Origin of the sequence: Thioalkalivibrio sp. ALE31 (assembly GCF_000377405.1) — a bacterium.
Classification (GTDB): Bacteria; Pseudomonadota; Gammaproteobacteria; order Ectothiorhodospirales; family Ectothiorhodospiraceae; genus Thioalkalivibrio.
In genome coordinates, this window is the sequence record NZ_KB905025.1 from 50040 (window position 1) to 67093 (window position 17054).

Annotated in this window: 13 protein-coding genes and 1 tRNA gene; 13 read left to right on the top strand and 1 reads right to left on the bottom strand. The window is 66.2% G+C overall.

The genetic code is table 11. From position 1 onward, the window contains the following. Window positions 1–9: 9 nt before the first annotated feature. The 7 genes from D103_RS0111060 to cynS all read left to right on the top strand — a co-directional run bounded on the left by D103_RS0111060 (window position 10) and on the right by cynS (window position 7885). Entirely contained in the window at window positions 10–1293 is a 1284-nt protein-coding gene (locus tag D103_RS0111060; RefSeq protein WP_018876840.1) for an ABC transporter substrate-binding protein, read from the top strand. Further along, entirely contained in the window at window positions 1290–2129 is an 840-nt protein-coding gene (locus D103_RS0111065) for an ABC transporter permease (RefSeq protein ID WP_018867296.1), read from the top strand. The genes D103_RS0111060 and D103_RS0111065 overlap by 4 nt, the downstream gene beginning before the upstream one ends. A gap of 198 nt (window positions 2130–2327) precedes the next feature. Beyond that, a complete protein-coding gene (locus D103_RS0111070; RefSeq protein WP_018867295.1) occupies window positions 2328–3971 on the top strand; it encodes a sigma-54-dependent Fis family transcriptional regulator in 1644 nt (547 codons plus the stop codon). 186 nt (window positions 3972–4157) lie between these two features. Next, window positions 4158–5612 carry an ABC transporter substrate-binding protein gene (locus tag D103_RS0111075; RefSeq protein ID WP_018876841.1) on the top strand — a complete coding sequence of 485 codons (1455 nt, stop codon included), beginning with the start codon at window positions 4158–4160 and terminating at the stop codon, window positions 5610–5612. 3 nt (window positions 5613–5615) lie between these two features. Then, window positions 5616–6464 carry a nitrate ABC transporter permease gene (ntrB, locus tag D103_RS0111080; protein WP_018867293.1) on the top strand — a complete coding sequence of 283 codons (849 nt, stop codon included), beginning with the start codon at window positions 5616–5618 and terminating at the stop codon, window positions 6462–6464. Between the two features lie 29 nt (window positions 6465–6493). Beyond that, on the top strand, window positions 6494–7405 hold the full coding sequence (locus D103_RS0111085) for an ABC transporter ATP-binding protein (protein ID WP_018867292.1): 912 nt from the start codon (window positions 6494–6496) through the stop codon (window positions 7403–7405). 33 nt (window positions 7406–7438) lie between these two features. Further along, a complete protein-coding gene (cynS, locus tag D103_RS0111090) occupies window positions 7439–7885 on the top strand; it encodes a cyanase (protein ID WP_018867291.1) in 447 nt (148 codons plus the stop codon). A 68-nt stretch (window positions 7886–7953) separates the two neighbouring features. Here the strand turns inward: cynS and D103_RS0111095 are convergent. After that, window positions 7954–8029 (bottom strand) — tRNA-Ala (locus tag D103_RS0111095). Window positions 8030–8577: 548 nt separating this feature from the next. Between D103_RS0111095 and D103_RS0111100 the strand changes: the two genes are divergently transcribed. The 6 genes from D103_RS0111100 to pstA all read left to right on the top strand — a co-directional run bounded on the left by D103_RS0111100 (window position 8578) and on the right by pstA (window position 17011). Then, a complete protein-coding gene (locus D103_RS0111100; protein WP_018876842.1) occupies window positions 8578–9357 on the top strand; it encodes a 3',5'-cyclic-nucleotide phosphodiesterase in 780 nt (259 codons plus the stop codon). 129 nt (window positions 9358–9486) lie between these two features. After that, the gene (gene phoB / locus D103_RS0111105) at window positions 9487–10176 is read left to right on the top strand and encodes a phosphate regulon transcriptional regulator PhoB (protein WP_018876843.1); all 690 of its coding nucleotides are present in this window, start codon (window positions 9487–9489) and stop codon (window positions 10174–10176) included. A 15-nt stretch (window positions 10177–10191) separates the two neighbouring features. Next, complete coding sequence (phoR, locus tag D103_RS0111110) at window positions 10192–11535, top strand: phosphate regulon sensor histidine kinase PhoR (RefSeq protein WP_018867287.1); 1344 nt, start codon at window positions 10192–10194, stop codon at window positions 11533–11535. A gap of 302 nt (window positions 11536–11837) precedes the next feature. Then, entirely contained in the window at window positions 11838–12806 is a 969-nt protein-coding gene (locus D103_RS0111115; protein WP_018867286.1) for a PstS family phosphate ABC transporter substrate-binding protein, read from the top strand. A 239-nt stretch (window positions 12807–13045) separates the two neighbouring features. Then, window positions 13046–15316: an ABC transporter permease subunit gene (locus D103_RS0111120; RefSeq protein WP_018876844.1), complete on the top strand. Its 2271-nt coding sequence runs from the start codon at window positions 13046–13048 to the stop codon at window positions 15314–15316. A 27-nt stretch (window positions 15317–15343) separates the two neighbouring features. Beyond that, entirely contained in the window at window positions 15344–17011 is a 1668-nt protein-coding gene (gene pstA / locus D103_RS0111125) for a phosphate ABC transporter permease PstA (RefSeq protein WP_018876845.1), read from the top strand. The last annotated feature ends 43 nt before the right edge of the window (window positions 17012–17054 follow it).

Sequence of the window (17054 nt, forward strand, 5' to 3'; positions counted from 1 at the left end):
ACCACCACCATGTGCAACTGCGACAATCACCATGACATCGACCGCGAGCTGGACAGCCTGCTGGACCGCAGCTTCTCCCGCCGCAACTTCCTGCGCACCGCCGCCGTCGGCGGCCTGGCCGGAACCGGGCTGGCCCTGCCCGGATCGCTGTTCGGCGCCGAGCCCGGCAGCCTCGGCGAGCCCGAGGCTGCCACCCGCGTCTTCGACGGAGTCGTACGCATCGGCTACATCCCGATCACCGACGCCGCCGCACTGCTGGTCGCCCACTCCGAGGGCTATTTCGAGGACGAAGGCCTGGAGGTCGCCGACCCGACCCTGATCCGCGGCTGGTCGCCGCTGATCGAGTCCTTCGCCGCCAACCGTTTCAACCTGGTGCATCTGCTCAAGCCGATCCCGCTGTGGATGCGCTACCAGAACGACTTTCCGGTCAAGATCATGTCCTGGGCCCACACCAACGGCTCCGCCGTGGTCACCGGGCGCCACGTGGACGTGCAGTCGTTCTCCGACCTGGGCGGCAAGAGCGTGGCCGTCCCCTACTGGTATTCGATGCACAACGTGGTCATGCAGATGGCCCTGCGCGACGCCGGCCTGACTCCGGTAATCCGCGACCAGGGTTCGGCCCTGGAGGCGCACGAGGTCAACCTGATGATCATGCCGCCGCCGGACATGCCACCGGCGCTGGCCGCGCGTTCCATCGACGCCTACATCGTCGCCGAGCCGTTCAACGCCGCCGGCGAATTGCTGGCCCGCGGCAACGTGCTGCGCTTTACCGGCGACATCTGGAAGAACCATCCCTGCTGCGTGGTCTGCATGAACGAGCGCCTGACCGACCGCGAGCCGGAGTGGACGCAGAAGGTGATGAACGCCGTGGTCCGCGCCCAGGGCACCATCCAGGAGGACAAGAAGAGCATCGCCACGATGCTCTCGCGTGACGGCAAGGGCTACCTGCCAATGCCCGCCAACGTGGTGGAACGCGCGATGACGAACTACCACGACGACAGCACCTACGCCGACAGCGGCGCGATCCGTCACCCCGAATGGGAGAACGGCCGCATCGACTTCTCGCCCTGGCCGTATCCGTCCGCGACGAAAATGCTGGTGGGCGCGATGAACGAGACCCTGGTCGGTGGCGACACCACCTTCCTTGAAGGCCTGGACCCGGACTTCGTGAAGGATGACCTGGTGAACTACGACTTCGTGCGCAAGGCGATGGAGACCCACACCGCGTGGCAGGGTGCCCCGGGTGTGGACATGGATTCGCCGTTCGCCCGCGAGGAGGTGGTGGTCCTATGAACCGCGAAGCCACGCTCTCCGTCGACCCCACAACCGTGGAGCGGCTGATGCCGCTTCTGCGGTTCGCCGACCGCGCCCGCCGGGCACTGCAATACCCGGCACTGGGGATCGCCGGCCTGTTCGCCCTGTGGTACTGGGGCGGCTGGGCCATCGCCAACAACGAGGACACGATGGCCTTTGCCAGCTTCGCCCCCGGGCCGACGCTGGCGGCGTTCTGGGACCTTGTCGTCTCCGGCAACGTCTGGAAGCCGATCGAGTCCAGCCTGTACCGCGTGGGCTGGGGTCTGGCCTATGCGATCGCCATTGGCGTCCCGCTGGGGGTAATGATCGGCTACTTCCTGACCCTGAAGCAGGTCACCCATGTGCCGTTCCAGTTCCTGCGCATGATCTCGCCGCTGGCCTGGATGCCGATCGCGGTGCTGGCCTTCGCCACCTGGGACGCGGCCATCATCTTCCTGATCGCCATTGCCGCCGTCTGGCCCATCACCTATGCCACCGCGCACGGGGTACAGCGCATCGACCCGATGTGGCTGAAGGTGGGCAACAACCTGGGGGCCAACCCGTACCACACCCTGCGCTACATCGTGATGCCCGCGATCGCGCAGGATGTGTTTGCCGGGATCCGCCTGGCCGTGGGGGTCGCCTGGATCGTGCTGGTCCCGGCGGAATACCTCGGCGTCACCTCGGGGCTGGGCTACGCGATCAACGATGCCCGCGATACCCTGGAGTACGACAAACTGGCCGCCTTCGTGCTGGTGATCGGCATCATCGGCTACATGCTGGACGCCATCTGCGTGCGCCTGATCAAGCGCAGCAGCTACCACGCCGAGGGATAATCCCCACAAGCGGGACCCCATGGGCCCGGCCACCCCGGCCGGGCTCTTTCCCCCATCGGGCAACGCGCATGCAAGCCAACGGTGCGCCGCCCCGCCCCGTCACGAGGCACCAGCACCAAAACGGACCGCGCCGCTACTGCGCCAGACCTGTACAAGCCGCCTTGGGCGCACTGGCAGGGTTTCTGCATATCCCCACCCATGGCCTCGCAACACGCATCCGATTCGACCCCGCCCGACCTCGCCACGCGGGAGCAGGAGATCACCCTGCTGCTGGAGGTCGCCAAACTCATGGGCCGCTCCGGCGACCCGGACGCCGCGATCTACCGCATCCTCGGGATGATGTCGCAGCTGCTGGGCCTCAACCGCGGCCGCGTCCTGCTGCCGGACCCGAACAGCGGACAGCTACGCATCCGCCACGCCTACGGCCTGACCGACGCCGAGCGCGACCGCGGCAGCTACAGCCTGGGCGAAGGCGTCACCGGGCGCGTGATGAAGACCGGCCAGATCGCCCTGATCCAGGACATCGACAACGAGCCCGAATATCTCGCGCGCGCCATCGACCGCTCCACCCTGCCGCAGGAGACCGTCGCCTATATCGCCGTCCCCATCGTGCAGGACGAACACGCCATCGGCGTCCTCGGAGTGCATCGCCTGCGCCGCCGCTCGCGCCAGTTCCAGGACGACCTGAACCTGTTGCGGGTGGTCGCCAGCATGATCGGCCAGGTCTTGCGCATTCACCAGCTGATCGCCGAACGCACCGCCGAACTGGTCTCGGAGAATCGCTATCTGAAGAGCGCCCTGGACACCCAGGGCGGGCAATACGGCATCCTCGGCGAGAGCCCGGCCCTGCGCCATGTCCTGAAGCAGGTCCACCGCATCGCGGACACCCAGGCCACCGTCCTCGTCACCGGGGCCTCCGGCACCGGGAAGGAAAAGATCGCGCGCATGATCCACCGGATCAGCCAGCGCAGCGCCAAGCCGTTCATCTCCATCAACTGCGCCGCGATCCCGGCCGACCTGCTGGAGTCCGAACTGTTCGGCCACGAAAAGGGCGCCTTCACCGGTGCCTCCAGCGCCAAAACCGGCAAGATCGCCCTGGCCGACGGCGGCACGCTGTTCCTGGACGAGATCGGCGACATGCCGGAGGCATTGCAATCGAAGATCCTGCGCGTGCTGCAGGAGCGCGTGGTCCAGCCGATCGGCGGTTCGCGCGATATCCCGGTGGACGTGCGCATCATCGCCGCGACCCACCAGAACCTGCAGGCCGCGGTGAATGCCGGGGAGTTCCGGCTCGACCTGTTCTACCGCCTGAACGTCATCCCGCTGCACATGCCGGCGTTGCGCGACCGCGCCAGCGACATCCGCCTGCTCACCCGTCATTTCCTCGACCGCTACACCCACCTGCACGGCTGGAACGTGGTCGTGGATGACGGCGTCCTGGAGCGCCTGGAGGCCTTCGACTGGCCGGGCAATATCCGGCAACTGGAAAACGTACTCGAGCGGGCCGTGCTGCTGTCCACCGACGGCCGCATCGGCACACCGCTGATTGACGAGATCCTCCACGAGGAGTCCCGCATCAGTCCGTTCGAGCGTGAGCCCCTGGGCTCGCACACCGAGCCCTCGTCGGCAGCGCCCCGCGAAGCCGCGCCGGCGCCCCCTTACGGCGCAGACTGCACCAGCGCGGTGCGCCCCTACCAGCGTGTGCACGCCTCCGAGGCAGAGCGCCTGGCGCGGGCGATCGAGCGGGCGCGCGGGAACAAGACCCGCGCCGCCCTGGAACTCGGGCTGACCCCGCGCCAGCTGCGCTACCGCTTGAAAAAGCTCGGCATCGAAACGACTTAGCGCCGCCCCCGGCGCCAATGGACGATTCGTCCGCATTGCCCGAAATGACGTCAAAGTGTCGGCCGGTCGCGCCCCTGCGGGGGCCCCGCGGCAACCGTTTCCAGCCGTTGGCATGGCACCTGCAAAGACTCTCGACATGCGCGGCAAAGATGCCCGCATCGATTCGAGCCACGAGGAGAGCCGACCATGCCGACCAAGAGTCTTCACGATCCCTTTGACGCCAATGCCGACCTGCGCCATGGCTCCAGCTGCCGCCACGGCCATACCGGCCCCGGGAGCTGCAGTTGCTTCGACACCGCGTCCCCGGACCTGGAAGAAAAACTGGAGCAGCGCGCCACCCATGACCCCGTGCAGGCCGACGCCCACCAGACCGGCGAGGACCTGAGCGACGAGGGCATGATCGACCGCGCCGTGGAAAGCGCCATCGTCCGCGGCATGTTCGGCCACAACGAGATCAACCGTCGCCGCTTCCTGCAGATGCTGGGCGGCGGCACCGTGGCCGCGGCCCTGGGTTCCATCCTGCCGCTGGAGAAGGTGAAGGCCGCGATCAAGGACGGCGGGCCGCTGGAGAAGACCAAGCTGCGCGTCGGCTTCGTGCCGATCACCTGCGCCACCCCGATCATCATGGCCCACCCGATGGGCTTCTACGAGCGCCACGGCCTCGACGTGGACGTGATCAAGACCGCCGGCTGGGCCGTCGCCCGCGACATGTCGCTGTCGGGTGAATACGACGCCTCGCACATGCTCTCGCCGATGCCGCTGTCCATGACCCTGGGCTCGGGCTCCTCGCGCGAGCACTACATCATGCCGGCGGTCGAGAACATCAACGGCCAGGCCATCACCCTGCACAACAAGCACAAGGACAAGCGTGACCCGAAGGACTGGAAGGGCTTCACCTTCGCCGTGCCCTTCGAGTACTCCATGCACAACTTCCTGCTGCGCTACCTGGTCGCCGAGCACGGGCTGGACCCGGATCGCGATATCAGCATCCGCGTCGTCCCGCCGCCGGAGATGGTGGCCAACCTGCGCGCCGAGAACGTCGACGGCTACCTGGCCCCCGACCCGTTCAACCAGCGCGCGGTCTGGGACGGCATCGGCTTCATTCACATGCTGACCAAGGATATCTGGGATGGGCACCCGTGCTGCGCGTTCGCCTGCTCCGCGGCCTGGGCCGACGAGCATCCCAACACCTTCGGGGCCCTGTTCCGCTCGCTGATCGAGGCCACCCAGTACAGCTCGGACATCAACAACCGCGCCGAGATCGCCGAGGCCATCTCCCCGCGCGCTTACCTCAACCAGCCGCAATCGGTGGTCGAACAGGTGCTCACCGGTCGCTACGCCGACGGCCTGGGCAACGTGCAGAACGACCCGCACCGGATCGACTTCGACCCCTTTCCCTGGCACTCGATGGCGACCTGGATCCTCACCCAGATGAAGCGCTGGGGGTACGTGGATCGAGACTTCGACTACAACCGCCTGGCCGAAGACGTCTTCCTGGCCAGCGAATGTGCCGAGGTGATGACCGAGCTGGGCTACGAGGCCCCCAGCGACACGTACAAGAACTTCGAGATCATGGGCAAGGTGTTCGACTACACCGACCCGGAAGGCTATCTCGACAGCTTCGAAATCCGCAGGAGCTAAGCCATGTTGAGCAATCTCAACTTCCGGGCGACCGTCCTGTCGCTGGTGATGCTCGTGGTCTTCCTGGGTGTGTGGCAGCTCGCCACCGCCCCGGAGGTCCTCGCGCCTCAGCAGGGCGAGCTGAGCGAATACGAACGTCTGACCGGTGGCGGTGCTCAGCAGAGTTCGGGCAGCGGCATTCCGGCCCCAACGCAGGTGTTCAGCCACGCCTTCAGCGAACTGAGCAACCCGTTCTACGACGCGGGCCCGAACGACAAGGGCATCGGGATCCAGCTGGCCTACTCGATCTACCGGGTCCTGCTGGGCTTTGCGCTGGCCGCGCTGATCGCCATCCCGCTCGGCTTCGTGATCGGCATGTCGCCACTATTGAACAAGGCGTTCGATCCCTACATCCAGATCCTCAAGCCGATCTCGCCGCTCGCCTGGATGCCGCTCGCCCTGTTCGTGATCCGCGATTCCAACATGTCGGCGATCTTCGTGATCTTCATCTGCTCGATCTGGCCGATGCTGGTCAACACGGCCTACGGCGTCGCCTCGGTGCGCAATGACTGGCTGAACGTGGCGAAGACCCACGAGCTATCCAACCTGCGGACGGCCTTCACGGTGATCCTGCCCGCCGCGGCCCCGACCATCCTGACCGGCATGCGCATCTCCATCGGCATTGCCTGGCTGGTCATCGTCGCCGCCGAGATGCTCGTGGGCGGCACCGGCATCGGCTACTACATCTGGAACGAGTGGAACAACCTCGATCTCGCCAGCGTGATCTTCGCGATCATCATGATCGGCATTGTCGGCTTCCTGCTGGATGCCTCCCTCGCCCAGGCCACCAAACTCGTGCGCTACGCCGACTGAGTCGGCGCAGCCCAACCAGGAGTACAACCATGAGCAAGGGATTCCTCGAAATCGAGAACCTGAGCCAGCGTTTCCCGCAGCCCGACTCGAACGACCTGATGACGGTGTTCGAGGGGGTCGACCTGGACATCGAAAAGGGCGAATTCGTCTGCCTGATCGGTCACTCCGGCTGCGGCAAGTCCACCATCCTCAACGTGCTCGCCGGCCTGGCCACCCCCACCGACGGCAACGTGATCATGGACAACAAGGAGATCAAGGGCCCGAGCCTCGACCAGGGCGTGATCTTCCAGAACCACAGCCTGCTGCCCTGGCTGTCGGCCCGCGACAACGTGATGTTCGCGGTGCGCGCCCGCTGGCCGCACTGGAGCAAGGCCAAGCGCCGCGAACACGCGGAGAAGTATCTGCACATGGTGGGCCTGGATCATGCGATGGACCGCAAGCCCGCTCAGCTCTCCGGGGGCATGCGCCAGCGCGTCGGGATTGCCCGCGCCTTTGCCATTGAACCCAAGCTGCTGCTGATGGACGAGCCGTTCGGGGCCCTGGACGCCCTGACCCGCGGCGTCATCCAGGAAGAACTCCTGAAGATCTGGTCGGAGACCCACCAGACCGTGTTCATGATCACCCACGACGTGGACGAGGCGATCCTGCTGGCCGACCGCGTGCTGCTGATGACCAACGGTCCGCATGCCCAGGTCGCCGAGTCGGTCAAGATCGACATCCCGCGCCCGCGGAAACGGGCCACCCTGCATCAGGAGGAGGCCTACTACCCGATCCGCAACCACCTGGTGGACTTCCTGGTGGACGGCGCCAAGGCGATGTCCGCGAAGGCGCAGGAGGCGGCCGCCCGCGGCGAAAATCCGCGCCACCGTCCGCGCATCGTCAACCCGGCCCGGCCCGAGGCCGATCCCGAACCCGGCCCGCGCATGGTCCGCGCGGTCTGAACCCTTTCCTCTATCCCTTTCAAGGAGCACACGATGAGTCTCAGCAAGAGCGCCATGACCACCACCATCCTCGAGGCGAAAGAGAACCGCGGCACCACCTGGGCCGCGATCGCCGAGGCCACCGGGTTGCACGAGGTCTATGTGACCTCCGCCTGCTACGGCATGAATCACCTGGAGAGCGACCAGGCCGACAAACTGGCCACTTTCCTGGGGCTTGGCCCGGAAGTCGCCCAGGCCCTGCAGGTCTTCCCGCACAAGGACTGGGACAAGACCATCCCGACCGACCCGGTGCTCTACCGCTTCTACGAGGCCATCAACGTCTACGGCGACACCATGAAGGCCCTGATCCACGAGAAGTTCGGTGACGGCATCATGAGCGCGATCGACTTCACCATGGACATCGACAAGGTCGAGGACCCCAAGGGCGACCGCGTCAAAATCACCTGGAACGGCAAGTTCCTGCCGTACAAGAGCTGGTAACTCTCTGACCCGACGCCCTTCTACCGAAAACAAAAAAGGCCTGCGAAAGCAGGCCTTTTTCAGGTGTTTGGTGGAGCGGAGGAGGATCGAACTCCCGACCTTCGCATTGCGAACGCGACGCTCTCCCAGCTGAGCTACCGCCCCAAACAGGACGCGCATTCTAGCAACTCCACCGGGTGGCGGGAAGCCCCGTCCGCGCAACTTTCGCTTCAGCGTACGGCCCGCGAAATCGCCTTTTCGAGCGACACGTCACGGAAGCCGGGGCTGGACTGGGTCTAGGATTGAGGCATGTCCGTCAGTCACCTCCAGCACCCAGGGAAACACGGATCCATGTACACGCTCGCGTTGGCACCCCAGGTTTTCCGAGACAAGGCGCGGTCCGCAGCCGGTAGTGATTCTACCGGCCCGTTTTTGATGGATGCGGGCCGCAATGCAGGATCGGGGAACCTGGGGTGCCAACCCCGAAGGGGCTCGGCCGCCCGTTGTGACCAAAAACGGGCGCGCGCACGGCGTTGCGGCTCCCTTGTGCAGAATGACTGCACCGCAGTCACCGCGCCTTGTTCGCACGCAAAAGCGACTCGAGCGCGAGCGTGTACATGGATCCGTGTTTCCCTAGGGGCGTCCGGCCTCGGCTCGCACTCCCCCAATCCAGCCGCGGGACGGCCCGCCGCCGGCTGGATATACTACCCCGCATGAGCTTGACCGTTCGCATCCTGGGCGCCAGCGGCGGGATCGGCCCGGGCCGGCGCACCACGTCGATCCTTATCGATGACGATGTCCTGATCGATGCCGGCAGCGGCGTCGGGGACCTGAGCCTGGACGAACTCCGCCGCATTCGCCACGTGTTCCTGACCCACTCGCATCTGGATCACATCGCCTTCCTCCCGATGCTGGCGGACATGGTCTACAGCGCGGATGCCACGCCCATTCACGTCCACGGCCTGCCCGCCACGCTGAAGGCCCTGTGCGATCACGTGTTCAACTGGGTGATCTGGCCGGACTTCACCCGCCTGCCCCGCCCCGACCAGCCCCTGATCCGGCTGGAGACCGTGCAGCCAGGACAGAGCATCGCGGTGGATCAGCGCGAGATTTGCGTGCTGCCGGCGCGCCACACCGTTCCCGCGGTTGGCTACAGCGTCACCAACGACGACGGCGCAGCCTTTGCCTTCAGCGGCGACACCACCTCCTCGCACCAGCTCTGGCCGGCCCTGAACGCCCTGCCCAATCTCGACCTGCTGATGATCGAGACCGGCCTCCCGGACGAGATGGAGGGCATGGCCGACCTCGCCAAGCACTACACCCCGCAGCACCTGGGGGAGGATCTCGCCATGCTGGAGCATCGCCCGCGGATCGCCATCACCCACCTCAAGCCCGGCCATGAACAGGCCATCCGCCAGCAGCTGGCCCGCTCCCCTCACCACGACGGCATGATCTTCCTGCACGGCGACGAGCGCTTCGTACTCGGCACCTGAAGCATGGCACACAGTGCGCAGACACACGGGCCACGGCCCTTCGTGTCTGCACCACCCGATATCCGCAGGTTCACATGCCTGTAACATGGCTGTTATCTAATGCCGACCAGGCAATCACGAGACGGGACCATGGCCACTCGAATTCTGCTGGTGGAGGATGACGTCGCAATCCGCGAAATGCTGCAGCTGCCGTTCCAGAAGGCAGGCTACGAGGTGCGCGAGGCCGGCGACGTGCGTAACGCCAAATCCCTCCTGCTGGAAGACCCGCCGGACCTGATCCTGCTGGACTGGATGCTGCCCGACATCAGCGGCATCGACTGGGCCCGCACCCTGAAGGCCAGCCCGGTCACCAAGGACATCCCGCTGATCATGCTGACCGCGCGCGGCGAGGAAGAGGACCGCGTGCGCGGCCTGGATGTCGGCGCCGACGACTACGTAACCAAACCGTTCTCGCCGCGCGAGCTGGTCGCGCGCATGAAGGCGGTGCTGCGACGCACCTCGCCCACTACCAGCGAGGAACCGGTCGAGATCGAGGGCCTGCGCCTGGATCCGGTCTCGCACCGCATCACCGGCAATGGCGAACCCATCAGCATGGGCCCCACGGAATACAACCTTCTGCACTTCTTCATGACCCACCAGGACCGCGTGTTCAGCCGCGAACAGCTTCTGGACAAAGTCTGGGGCACCAACGTGTACGTCGAGGAACGCACGGTAGACGTACACATCCGCCGCCTGCGCAAGGCGCTGGCCGACACCGGCCATGATCACCTGGTGCAGACCGTGCGCGGTTCGGGGTACCGTTTCTCGCAACACCCCTGACCTTCGGCGGTCCCCGTGCAGCCCCGCAAGACCTGGCCCGACATCCTCATTACCAGCCTGCTGATCGCGCTGCCGATCCTGGCGCTTGGCTGGGCAACCGGCCAGTTCTGGCCCACGGTGGCCTTCCTGCTGGGCGCGGCCCTGGCCTGGAATATCGCCAACCTGCTGTGGCTGGAGACCTGGCTGCGCCGTGGCGGGCGCGCCGAGCCCCCCGATGTGCGTGGGCTCTGGGGCGTGATCTTCGATCAGCTCTACCGCCGCCGCAAACGCCACGAGAATCGGGTGCATCGGCTGCGCCAGCTCCTGGAACGCTACCGCGACTCGGCCCGCGCGATGCCCGACGCGGTCGTGGTCCTCAACGACGACCTGCGCATCGAGTGGATCAACGATATGGCTTGCCAGCTGCTCGGGCTCGAGTGGCCGCGTGACGAGGGCCAGCGCATCACCCACCTGCTGCGCCACCCGGAATTCCTCACCTTCATGGAACGCGCCCGCGAGTCGCTGGCGCGGGTCACCGTGCCGTCGCCGCTGGATGACGAGCGCCAGCTGGAGATGCGCATGCTCCCCTACGGCGATGCGCAGTACCTCCTCCTGGCGCGCGACACCACTCACCTGCACCGGCTGGAGGTGATGCGCCGCGACTTCATCGCGAATGTCTCGCACGAGCTGCGCACGCCGCTGACCGTGCTCTACGGCGTTACCGAGACACTGGAAGACGCACTGGAGGACCAGCCGGAACTGACCCGCTCGGTGCAGATGCTGCGCGAACAGTCGGAACGCATGAAGCTGCTGGTGGACGACCTGCTACTGCTCTCGCGCCTGGAAACCGGCGAAACCACCGGCCCGCAGGACTGGTTCAACCCGCTACCGATGCTGCAGAAACTGACCGAGGAGGCACGGCTGCTGTCGGGCACGGAGGCCCATCGGATCGTCCTTGACGCCGACCCCACGCTGGAATTCCGGGGGAATTCGGACGAGCTGCGTTCCGCCTGCGCGAACCTGATGTTCAATGCGGTCAAGTACACCCCCGGCGGGACCACAATCACCCTGAAATGGCGAGCCGATCCTGACGGTGCGCGCCTGATCGTCGACGACACCGGCCCCGGCATCGCCAGCCATCACCTCGGTCGGCTGACCGAACGCTTCTACCGGGTCGACGCCGGACGCACTCAGTCCCGCGGCGGCACCGGACTGGGGCTTGCCATCGTCAAGCACGTCCTTGCCCGCCACGACGGCCACCTCGCGATCGAGAGCCAGGTCGGCCAGGGCAGCCGCTTCACCTGCCTGTTCCCTCTGAGCCGCATTCGCCACGCCGAAGCCGCCGACCGGTCCAGCCAGGAAGACCCGGCGGGCGCCTGACGAGCATCCACAAGGTTCACGGTCCCGGGCCATCCGGACCGATTGCCGCGTCGCTGCGCTCCTCGCAATGACTGCTACAGCAACCCGTCATTGCGAGCGCAGCGAAGCAATCTACCGGGCATAGCCCGGGTCTGGCCGGACCCACATCCCCGATCGCCGCGCTGCCGCAGTAGCCCGCCACATGTCACACCGCTGTCATGTTGCCGTCACGCAACTGCAAGCAAGCCTCCCGATAATCCCGCATCAAGGACCGACCGATCGGCTCCGAACAAACCTCAAAGCAAGCACCAGGGAGTACACCCATGCTGTTCAAGCGCACGATTCTCGCCGCCGCCGCGGCCGCCGCCCTCGCCATCACCCCGGCGATGGCCGATGTCGACCCCAACCTGCCGGCCTATCAGGCTGTCAGCGGGATCTCCGGCAACCTGTCCAGCGAAGGCTCGGACACCCTGAACAACCTGATGGCGCTGTGGGCCGAGGAGTTCCAGGACTTCTACCCGAACGTCAACATCCAGATCCAGGGCGCCGGCACCTCCACCGCCCCGCCCGCCCTGACCGAAGGCACCGCAGACTTCGGCCCGATGTCCCGCCAGCCGCGCGACAGCGAGCAGGCCGCGTTCGAAGAGCGTCACGGCTACGAGATGACCCTGGTGCCGGTCGCCATCGACTCCATCGCGGTCTACGTCAACCGTGACAACCCGATCGAGGGCATGTCCATCGCCGACGTGGATGCGGTGTTCTCCTCGACTCGCCGCTGCGGCGGTGCCGAGGACATCACCCGCTGGGGCCAGCTGGGTCTGGAAGGCTCCTGGGCCAACCGCGACATCACCATCTACGGTCGTAACGCGGTCTCCGGTACCTACGGCTACTTCCGTCAGCACGCCCTGTGTGACGGCGACTTCAAGAACGCCGTGAACGAGCAGCCCGGTTCCGCCTCCGTGGTCCAGGGGGTCGCCGAGTCCCTGAACGGCATCGGCTACTCCGGCATCGGCTACCTGACCTCCGGCGTGCGCACCGTTGCCCTGGGCGAGAACGAAGGCGAATACTTCGAGCCGACCGCCGAGAACGCCGCGTCTGGCGACTACCCGCTGTCCCGCTTCCTGTACGTCGCGGTCAACAAGCACCCGGAAGACGGTCTCGCCCCGCGCCAGGCCGAGTTCCTGAAGATGGTGCTGTCCAAGGAAGGCCAGGAAGTGGTCGTGCGTGACGGCTTCGTGCCGCTGCCCGAGACCGTCGCCCAGCGCCAGCGCGAAGCCCTCGGCCTCGAGTAAACACTGCCACAGGAGTCTGCCGGCGGGGCTTCACCCCCAAGGCCGCTCCCACCGCGATCATCGGCCGCGGCCGAGACCGCACAAGGCCCGGACTCCGTCCGGGCCTTTTTTTGTGCCGCCAAGCCTTCCCATTGGCGTTCAAACGGCTGTCACGTAGCTGTCACCGTTCTGTCACGAAGCGCCCGTAGCATGCACGCCATCTCAAGCCTTCCGCCTGCCGACCCTCAGGGGAATCCCGAATGTCCGGACCTCATGCGATCTCCACCCTTGGCCGCTTCCAGCGCTGGCGCCGCGCCAAGGACACCTCGGCGCGCTACCTGATCGGCTTTTTCGGCGTCGCGGTGGTCGGTGCGCTAACTCTGATGTTCGTCTACCTGCTGAGCGAGACGCTGCCCATGTTCCTGGGCGCGGAGCTCGAGGAACAGACCCAGTACAGCGCCCCCGGCGGCGCCGACACGGGGACCGTCCACCTGGCCGTCAACCGCCACCGGGAAATGGCCGTGCGCCTGACCGAGGACCGGCGGGCCATCTTCTTCCGCCCGGAAAGCGGCGAGATCGTGCAGGAACAGTCACTGCCGATCCCCGACGATGCCCGGGTCACCAGCTTCACGGCCGCCGAACCGCGCACCCGACTGGTCGCGATCGGACTGGACAATGGTCAGGTCCTCGCCATCGAGTACGAGTACAACGAACGCTTCACACCCGAAGGCCGCGCCTATGATCCCGGCCTGGTCTATCCCCTGGGGGACGAAAGCTCCTCCCTTCTCGATGTCGATGGCGACGGCCAGGCCATCGACGTCGTCGGCATCCAGCGCGGCTCCAGCGGCGTCCGCGTCGCCGCGGCCACAGCCGATGGCCGCCTGCGTCTGGTGAACTTCGAGGAACGCACCTCGATGATGACCGGCGAGGTCGAAGTTCGCCGCTCCGCCCACGACCTGCCGTCCCTGCCGGATGGCGCCACCCCGTCGCGCATCCTGCTGGACATCACCGGGCGCAACATGCTGGTGGGTGACAATCAGGGCCGACTCCACTACTACGACATCTCCAACCCCCGCAATGCCCAGCGTATCGATACCCGTCGCGTGGTCGAGGGCGAGGACGCCGAGGTCACCTCGCTGGAGTATCTGCTGGGTACGGTCTCGGTGATGGTTGGCGGGTCGGACGGCTCCGTGACGCAGTACATGCTGGTGCGCGACGACGACAACGTGAACCGGATTACCCGGGTACGCGAGTTTCCCCGTCACGCGGCTGCCGTGACCAATACCCAACCGGAATATATCCGCAAGGGCTTCGCCACCGCGGACGCCAGTGGCGCCCTGGCCATCCACTACCCCACCTCGCAGCGCACGCTGGTCCAGCATCAGGTCGGCACCACGCCCCTGCATCGGGTCTACATGGACCCGCGCAACCGGCTCCTGGTCGCGATCGACACCGACGAGACCTGGACCCTGCACCGCCTGTCGAACCCGCACCCGGAGGTCTCGCTCCACGTGCTGTGGCAGAAGGTCTGGTACGAGGGCCGTTCCAGCGGTGACTACGTCTGGCAGTCGTCCTCCGCAACCGACGAGTTCGAACCGAAGTTCTCGCTGGTGCCGCTGACCCTGGGCACGGTCAAGGCCGCCTTCTACGCGATGCTGTTCGCCACCCCGCTGGCGATCATGGGGGCGATCTACAGCGCCTACTTCATGTCCAGCCGCATGCGCAGCCTGACCAAGCCCAGCATCGAGCTGATGGAGGCCCTGCCGACCGTCATCCTCGGCTTCCTCGCCGGGCTCTGGCTGGCCCCGTACATCGAATCCAACCTGCCGGCGGTCGCCAGCATCCTGATCCTGATGCCCCTGATGATGCTGGTGGTCGCCTTCGTCTGGACGCGGCTGCTGCCGGAGGGCGTGCGCCGCGTGATCCCGGCCGGCTGGGAGGCCGCCGTGCTGATCCCGGTGGTGATCCTGGTGGGCTGGTTCTCCGCGTCGATGAGCCCCCTGATCGAGGTCTGGCTGTTCAACGGCGACGCCCGCCAGTGGCTGACCGATGCTGGCTACACCTACGACCAGCGCAACGCCCTGGTCATCGGTATCGCCATGGGCTTCGCAGTGATCCCGACCATCTACTCGATCTCCGAGGACGCGGTCTTCAACGTGCCCAAGCACCTGACCCAGGGCTCGCTGGCGCTGGGGGCGACCCCGTGGCAGACGGTGGTACGCGTGGTGCTGCTGACCGCCAGCCCGGGGATCTTCTCGGCGGTGATGATCGGCTTCGGCCGCGCCGTGGGCGAGACCATGATCGTGCTGATGGCCACCGGCAACTCGCCGGTCGTGAACTTCAACATCTTCGAGGGCATGCGCACGCTCTCCGCCAACATCGCGGTAGAGATGCCCGAGACCGCGGTGGGCGGCACGCACTACCGCATCCTGTTCCTCGCCGCCCTGGTGCTGTTCGCGCTGACCTTCTTCGTGAACACGGTCGCCGAGATCGTGCGCCAGCGCCTGCGCAACAAGTACAGCTCCCTCTAAACCGCACCGACGACAGGCTCCGATCCGATGAATAAATGGTTCAAAACGGGCACCCCCTGGATCTGGCTCAACGCGGGCGCCGTGGCGGTGTCGCTGACGATGGTCTTCGGGCTGATCATGATGATCGCGGTCAACGGCCTGTCGTTCTTCTGGCCCTCGAATATCATCGAGTTCGAGTACCAGACCACCGAACAGAGCGAGCCCGTCCGGGTGATGGGCGAGCTTTCACGCTCCGAGACCATGACCGCCCAGGCCATGCGCGAGACCGGCTTCGATGTCCCGGAAGGCCAGGAGATCGTGGTCCGCCACCTGATCAAGCGCGGCAACCGCGACCTCGATTCGCGCGACTTCCGCTGGTACATCGAAGACTTCATGTCCGAATGGGAACGCCCGCGCGATGCCGTGGCCCTGGAGCGCCTGCAGTGGGGCAACTTCTACGGCTACATCCGCGAGTTCCGAGTGGACGACGAGGTGGTGGCCGAGGGCAGCGCGGCCCGCGAGGCCTTCGAGGCGCGCATCCCGGAAACCCGCTCCCTGGTGCAGAAGATCGAGCGCATCGAGCGCATCGAGATCGGCCGTATCAACCACGCGCTGGAACAGGTCCGCCTGGCCGAACGCGGCCTGGAGCGCGACACCGCGCTTTCCGACGCGGAACGTTCCGAACGCCATGAGGCCCTGCAGGCCGAGCGCGAGGCACTGGATGCGGAGTACAGCGAACTTGAGGCCGAGCGCAACCGCCTGCGCCAGGAGGTCGCCCGCTACGCGCTCACCCTGCAGACCGCCGATGGCCAGCGCTCCAGCATCAGCCTGTCCCAGATCGTGAACGCCTGGTGGCCGAACGATATGGGCACCGTGCAGAAGCTCGGCCACTACGTGGTCAACTTCTGGGACTTCATGACCGGCTTCCCGCGCGAGGCGAACACCGAGGGCGGCATCCTGCCGGCGATCTTCGGCACCGTGCTGATGGTGCTGCTGATGTCCATCGTGGTGACCCCGTTCGGCGTGCTGGCCGCCATCTACCTGCGCGAATACGCCAAGCAGGGGCCGCTGGTGCGCACTATCCGCATCTCGGTGAACAACCTCGCCGGGGTCCCCTCCATCGTGTTCGGCGTGTTTGGCCTGGGCTTCTTCGTCTACCTGATCGGCGGCAACATCGACCAGGTCTTCTTCCAGGACGCCCTGCCCTCGCCGACCTTCGGCTCGCCGGCGATCATCTGGGCCTCGCTGACCCTCGCCCTGCTGACCTTGCCCGTGGTGATCGTGTCCACCGAGGAAGGCCTGACCCGCATCGGCAGCAGCATCCGCCATGGCTCGCTGGCCCTCGGGGCCACCAAGGCCGAGACGCTATGGCGGCTGATCGTGCCGCTGTCCGCCCCCGCCATGATGACCGGCCTGATCCTGGCGGTGGCGCGTGCCGCCGGCGAGGTGGCCCCCCTGATGCTGGTTGGCGTGGTCAAGCTGGCGCCCAACCTCCCGGTGGACGGCAACTTCCCGTATCTCCACCTGGACCGCGCCTTCATGCACCTCGGTTACCACATCTACGACGTCGGCTTCAAAAGTCCGAATGTCGAGGCCGGCCGGCCACTGGTCTACGCGACCGCGCTGGTCCTGGTGCTGCTGATCATCGTGCTCAACCTCACGGCGATCTCCATCCGCAACCACCTGCGCGAAAAGTACCGCGCCGACAGCGACTGAGACGCGCCATGCACAACGTCTCTCTCAGGCACGGTCATTGCGA

Bases quoted from the DNA above. Each gene is read 5' to 3' on its own strand.
- D103_RS0111060 (WP_018876840.1), top strand. From the start codon at position 10: ATGTGCAACTGCGACAATCACCATGACATCGACCGCGAGCTGGACAGC.
- D103_RS0111065 (WP_018867296.1), top strand. From the start codon at position 1,290: ATGAACCGCGAAGCCACGCTCTCCGTCGACCCCACAACCGTGGAGCGG.
- D103_RS0111070 (WP_018867295.1), top strand. From the start codon at position 2,328: ATGGCCTCGCAACACGCATCCGATTCGACCCCGCCCGACCTCGCCACG.
- D103_RS0111075 (WP_018876841.1), top strand. From the start codon at position 4,158: ATGCCGACCAAGAGTCTTCACGATCCCTTTGACGCCAATGCCGACCTG.
- ntrB (WP_018867293.1), top strand. From the start codon at position 5,616: ATGTTGAGCAATCTCAACTTCCGGGCGACCGTCCTGTCGCTGGTGATG.
- D103_RS0111085 (WP_018867292.1), top strand. From the start codon at position 6,494: ATGAGCAAGGGATTCCTCGAAATCGAGAACCTGAGCCAGCGTTTCCCG.
- cynS (WP_018867291.1), top strand. From the start codon at position 7,439: ATGAGTCTCAGCAAGAGCGCCATGACCACCACCATCCTCGAGGCGAAA.
- D103_RS0111100 (WP_018876842.1), top strand. From the start codon at position 8,578: ATGAGCTTGACCGTTCGCATCCTGGGCGCCAGCGGCGGGATCGGCCCG.
- phoB (WP_018876843.1), top strand. From the start codon at position 9,487: ATGGCCACTCGAATTCTGCTGGTGGAGGATGACGTCGCAATCCGCGAA.
- D103_RS0111115 (WP_018867286.1), top strand. From the start codon at position 11,838: ATGCTGTTCAAGCGCACGATTCTCGCCGCCGCCGCGGCCGCCGCCCTC.
- D103_RS0111120 (WP_018876844.1), top strand. From the start codon at position 13,046: ATGTCCGGACCTCATGCGATCTCCACCCTTGGCCGCTTCCAGCGCTGG.
- pstA (WP_018876845.1), top strand. From the start codon at position 15,344: ATGAATAAATGGTTCAAAACGGGCACCCCCTGGATCTGGCTCAACGCG.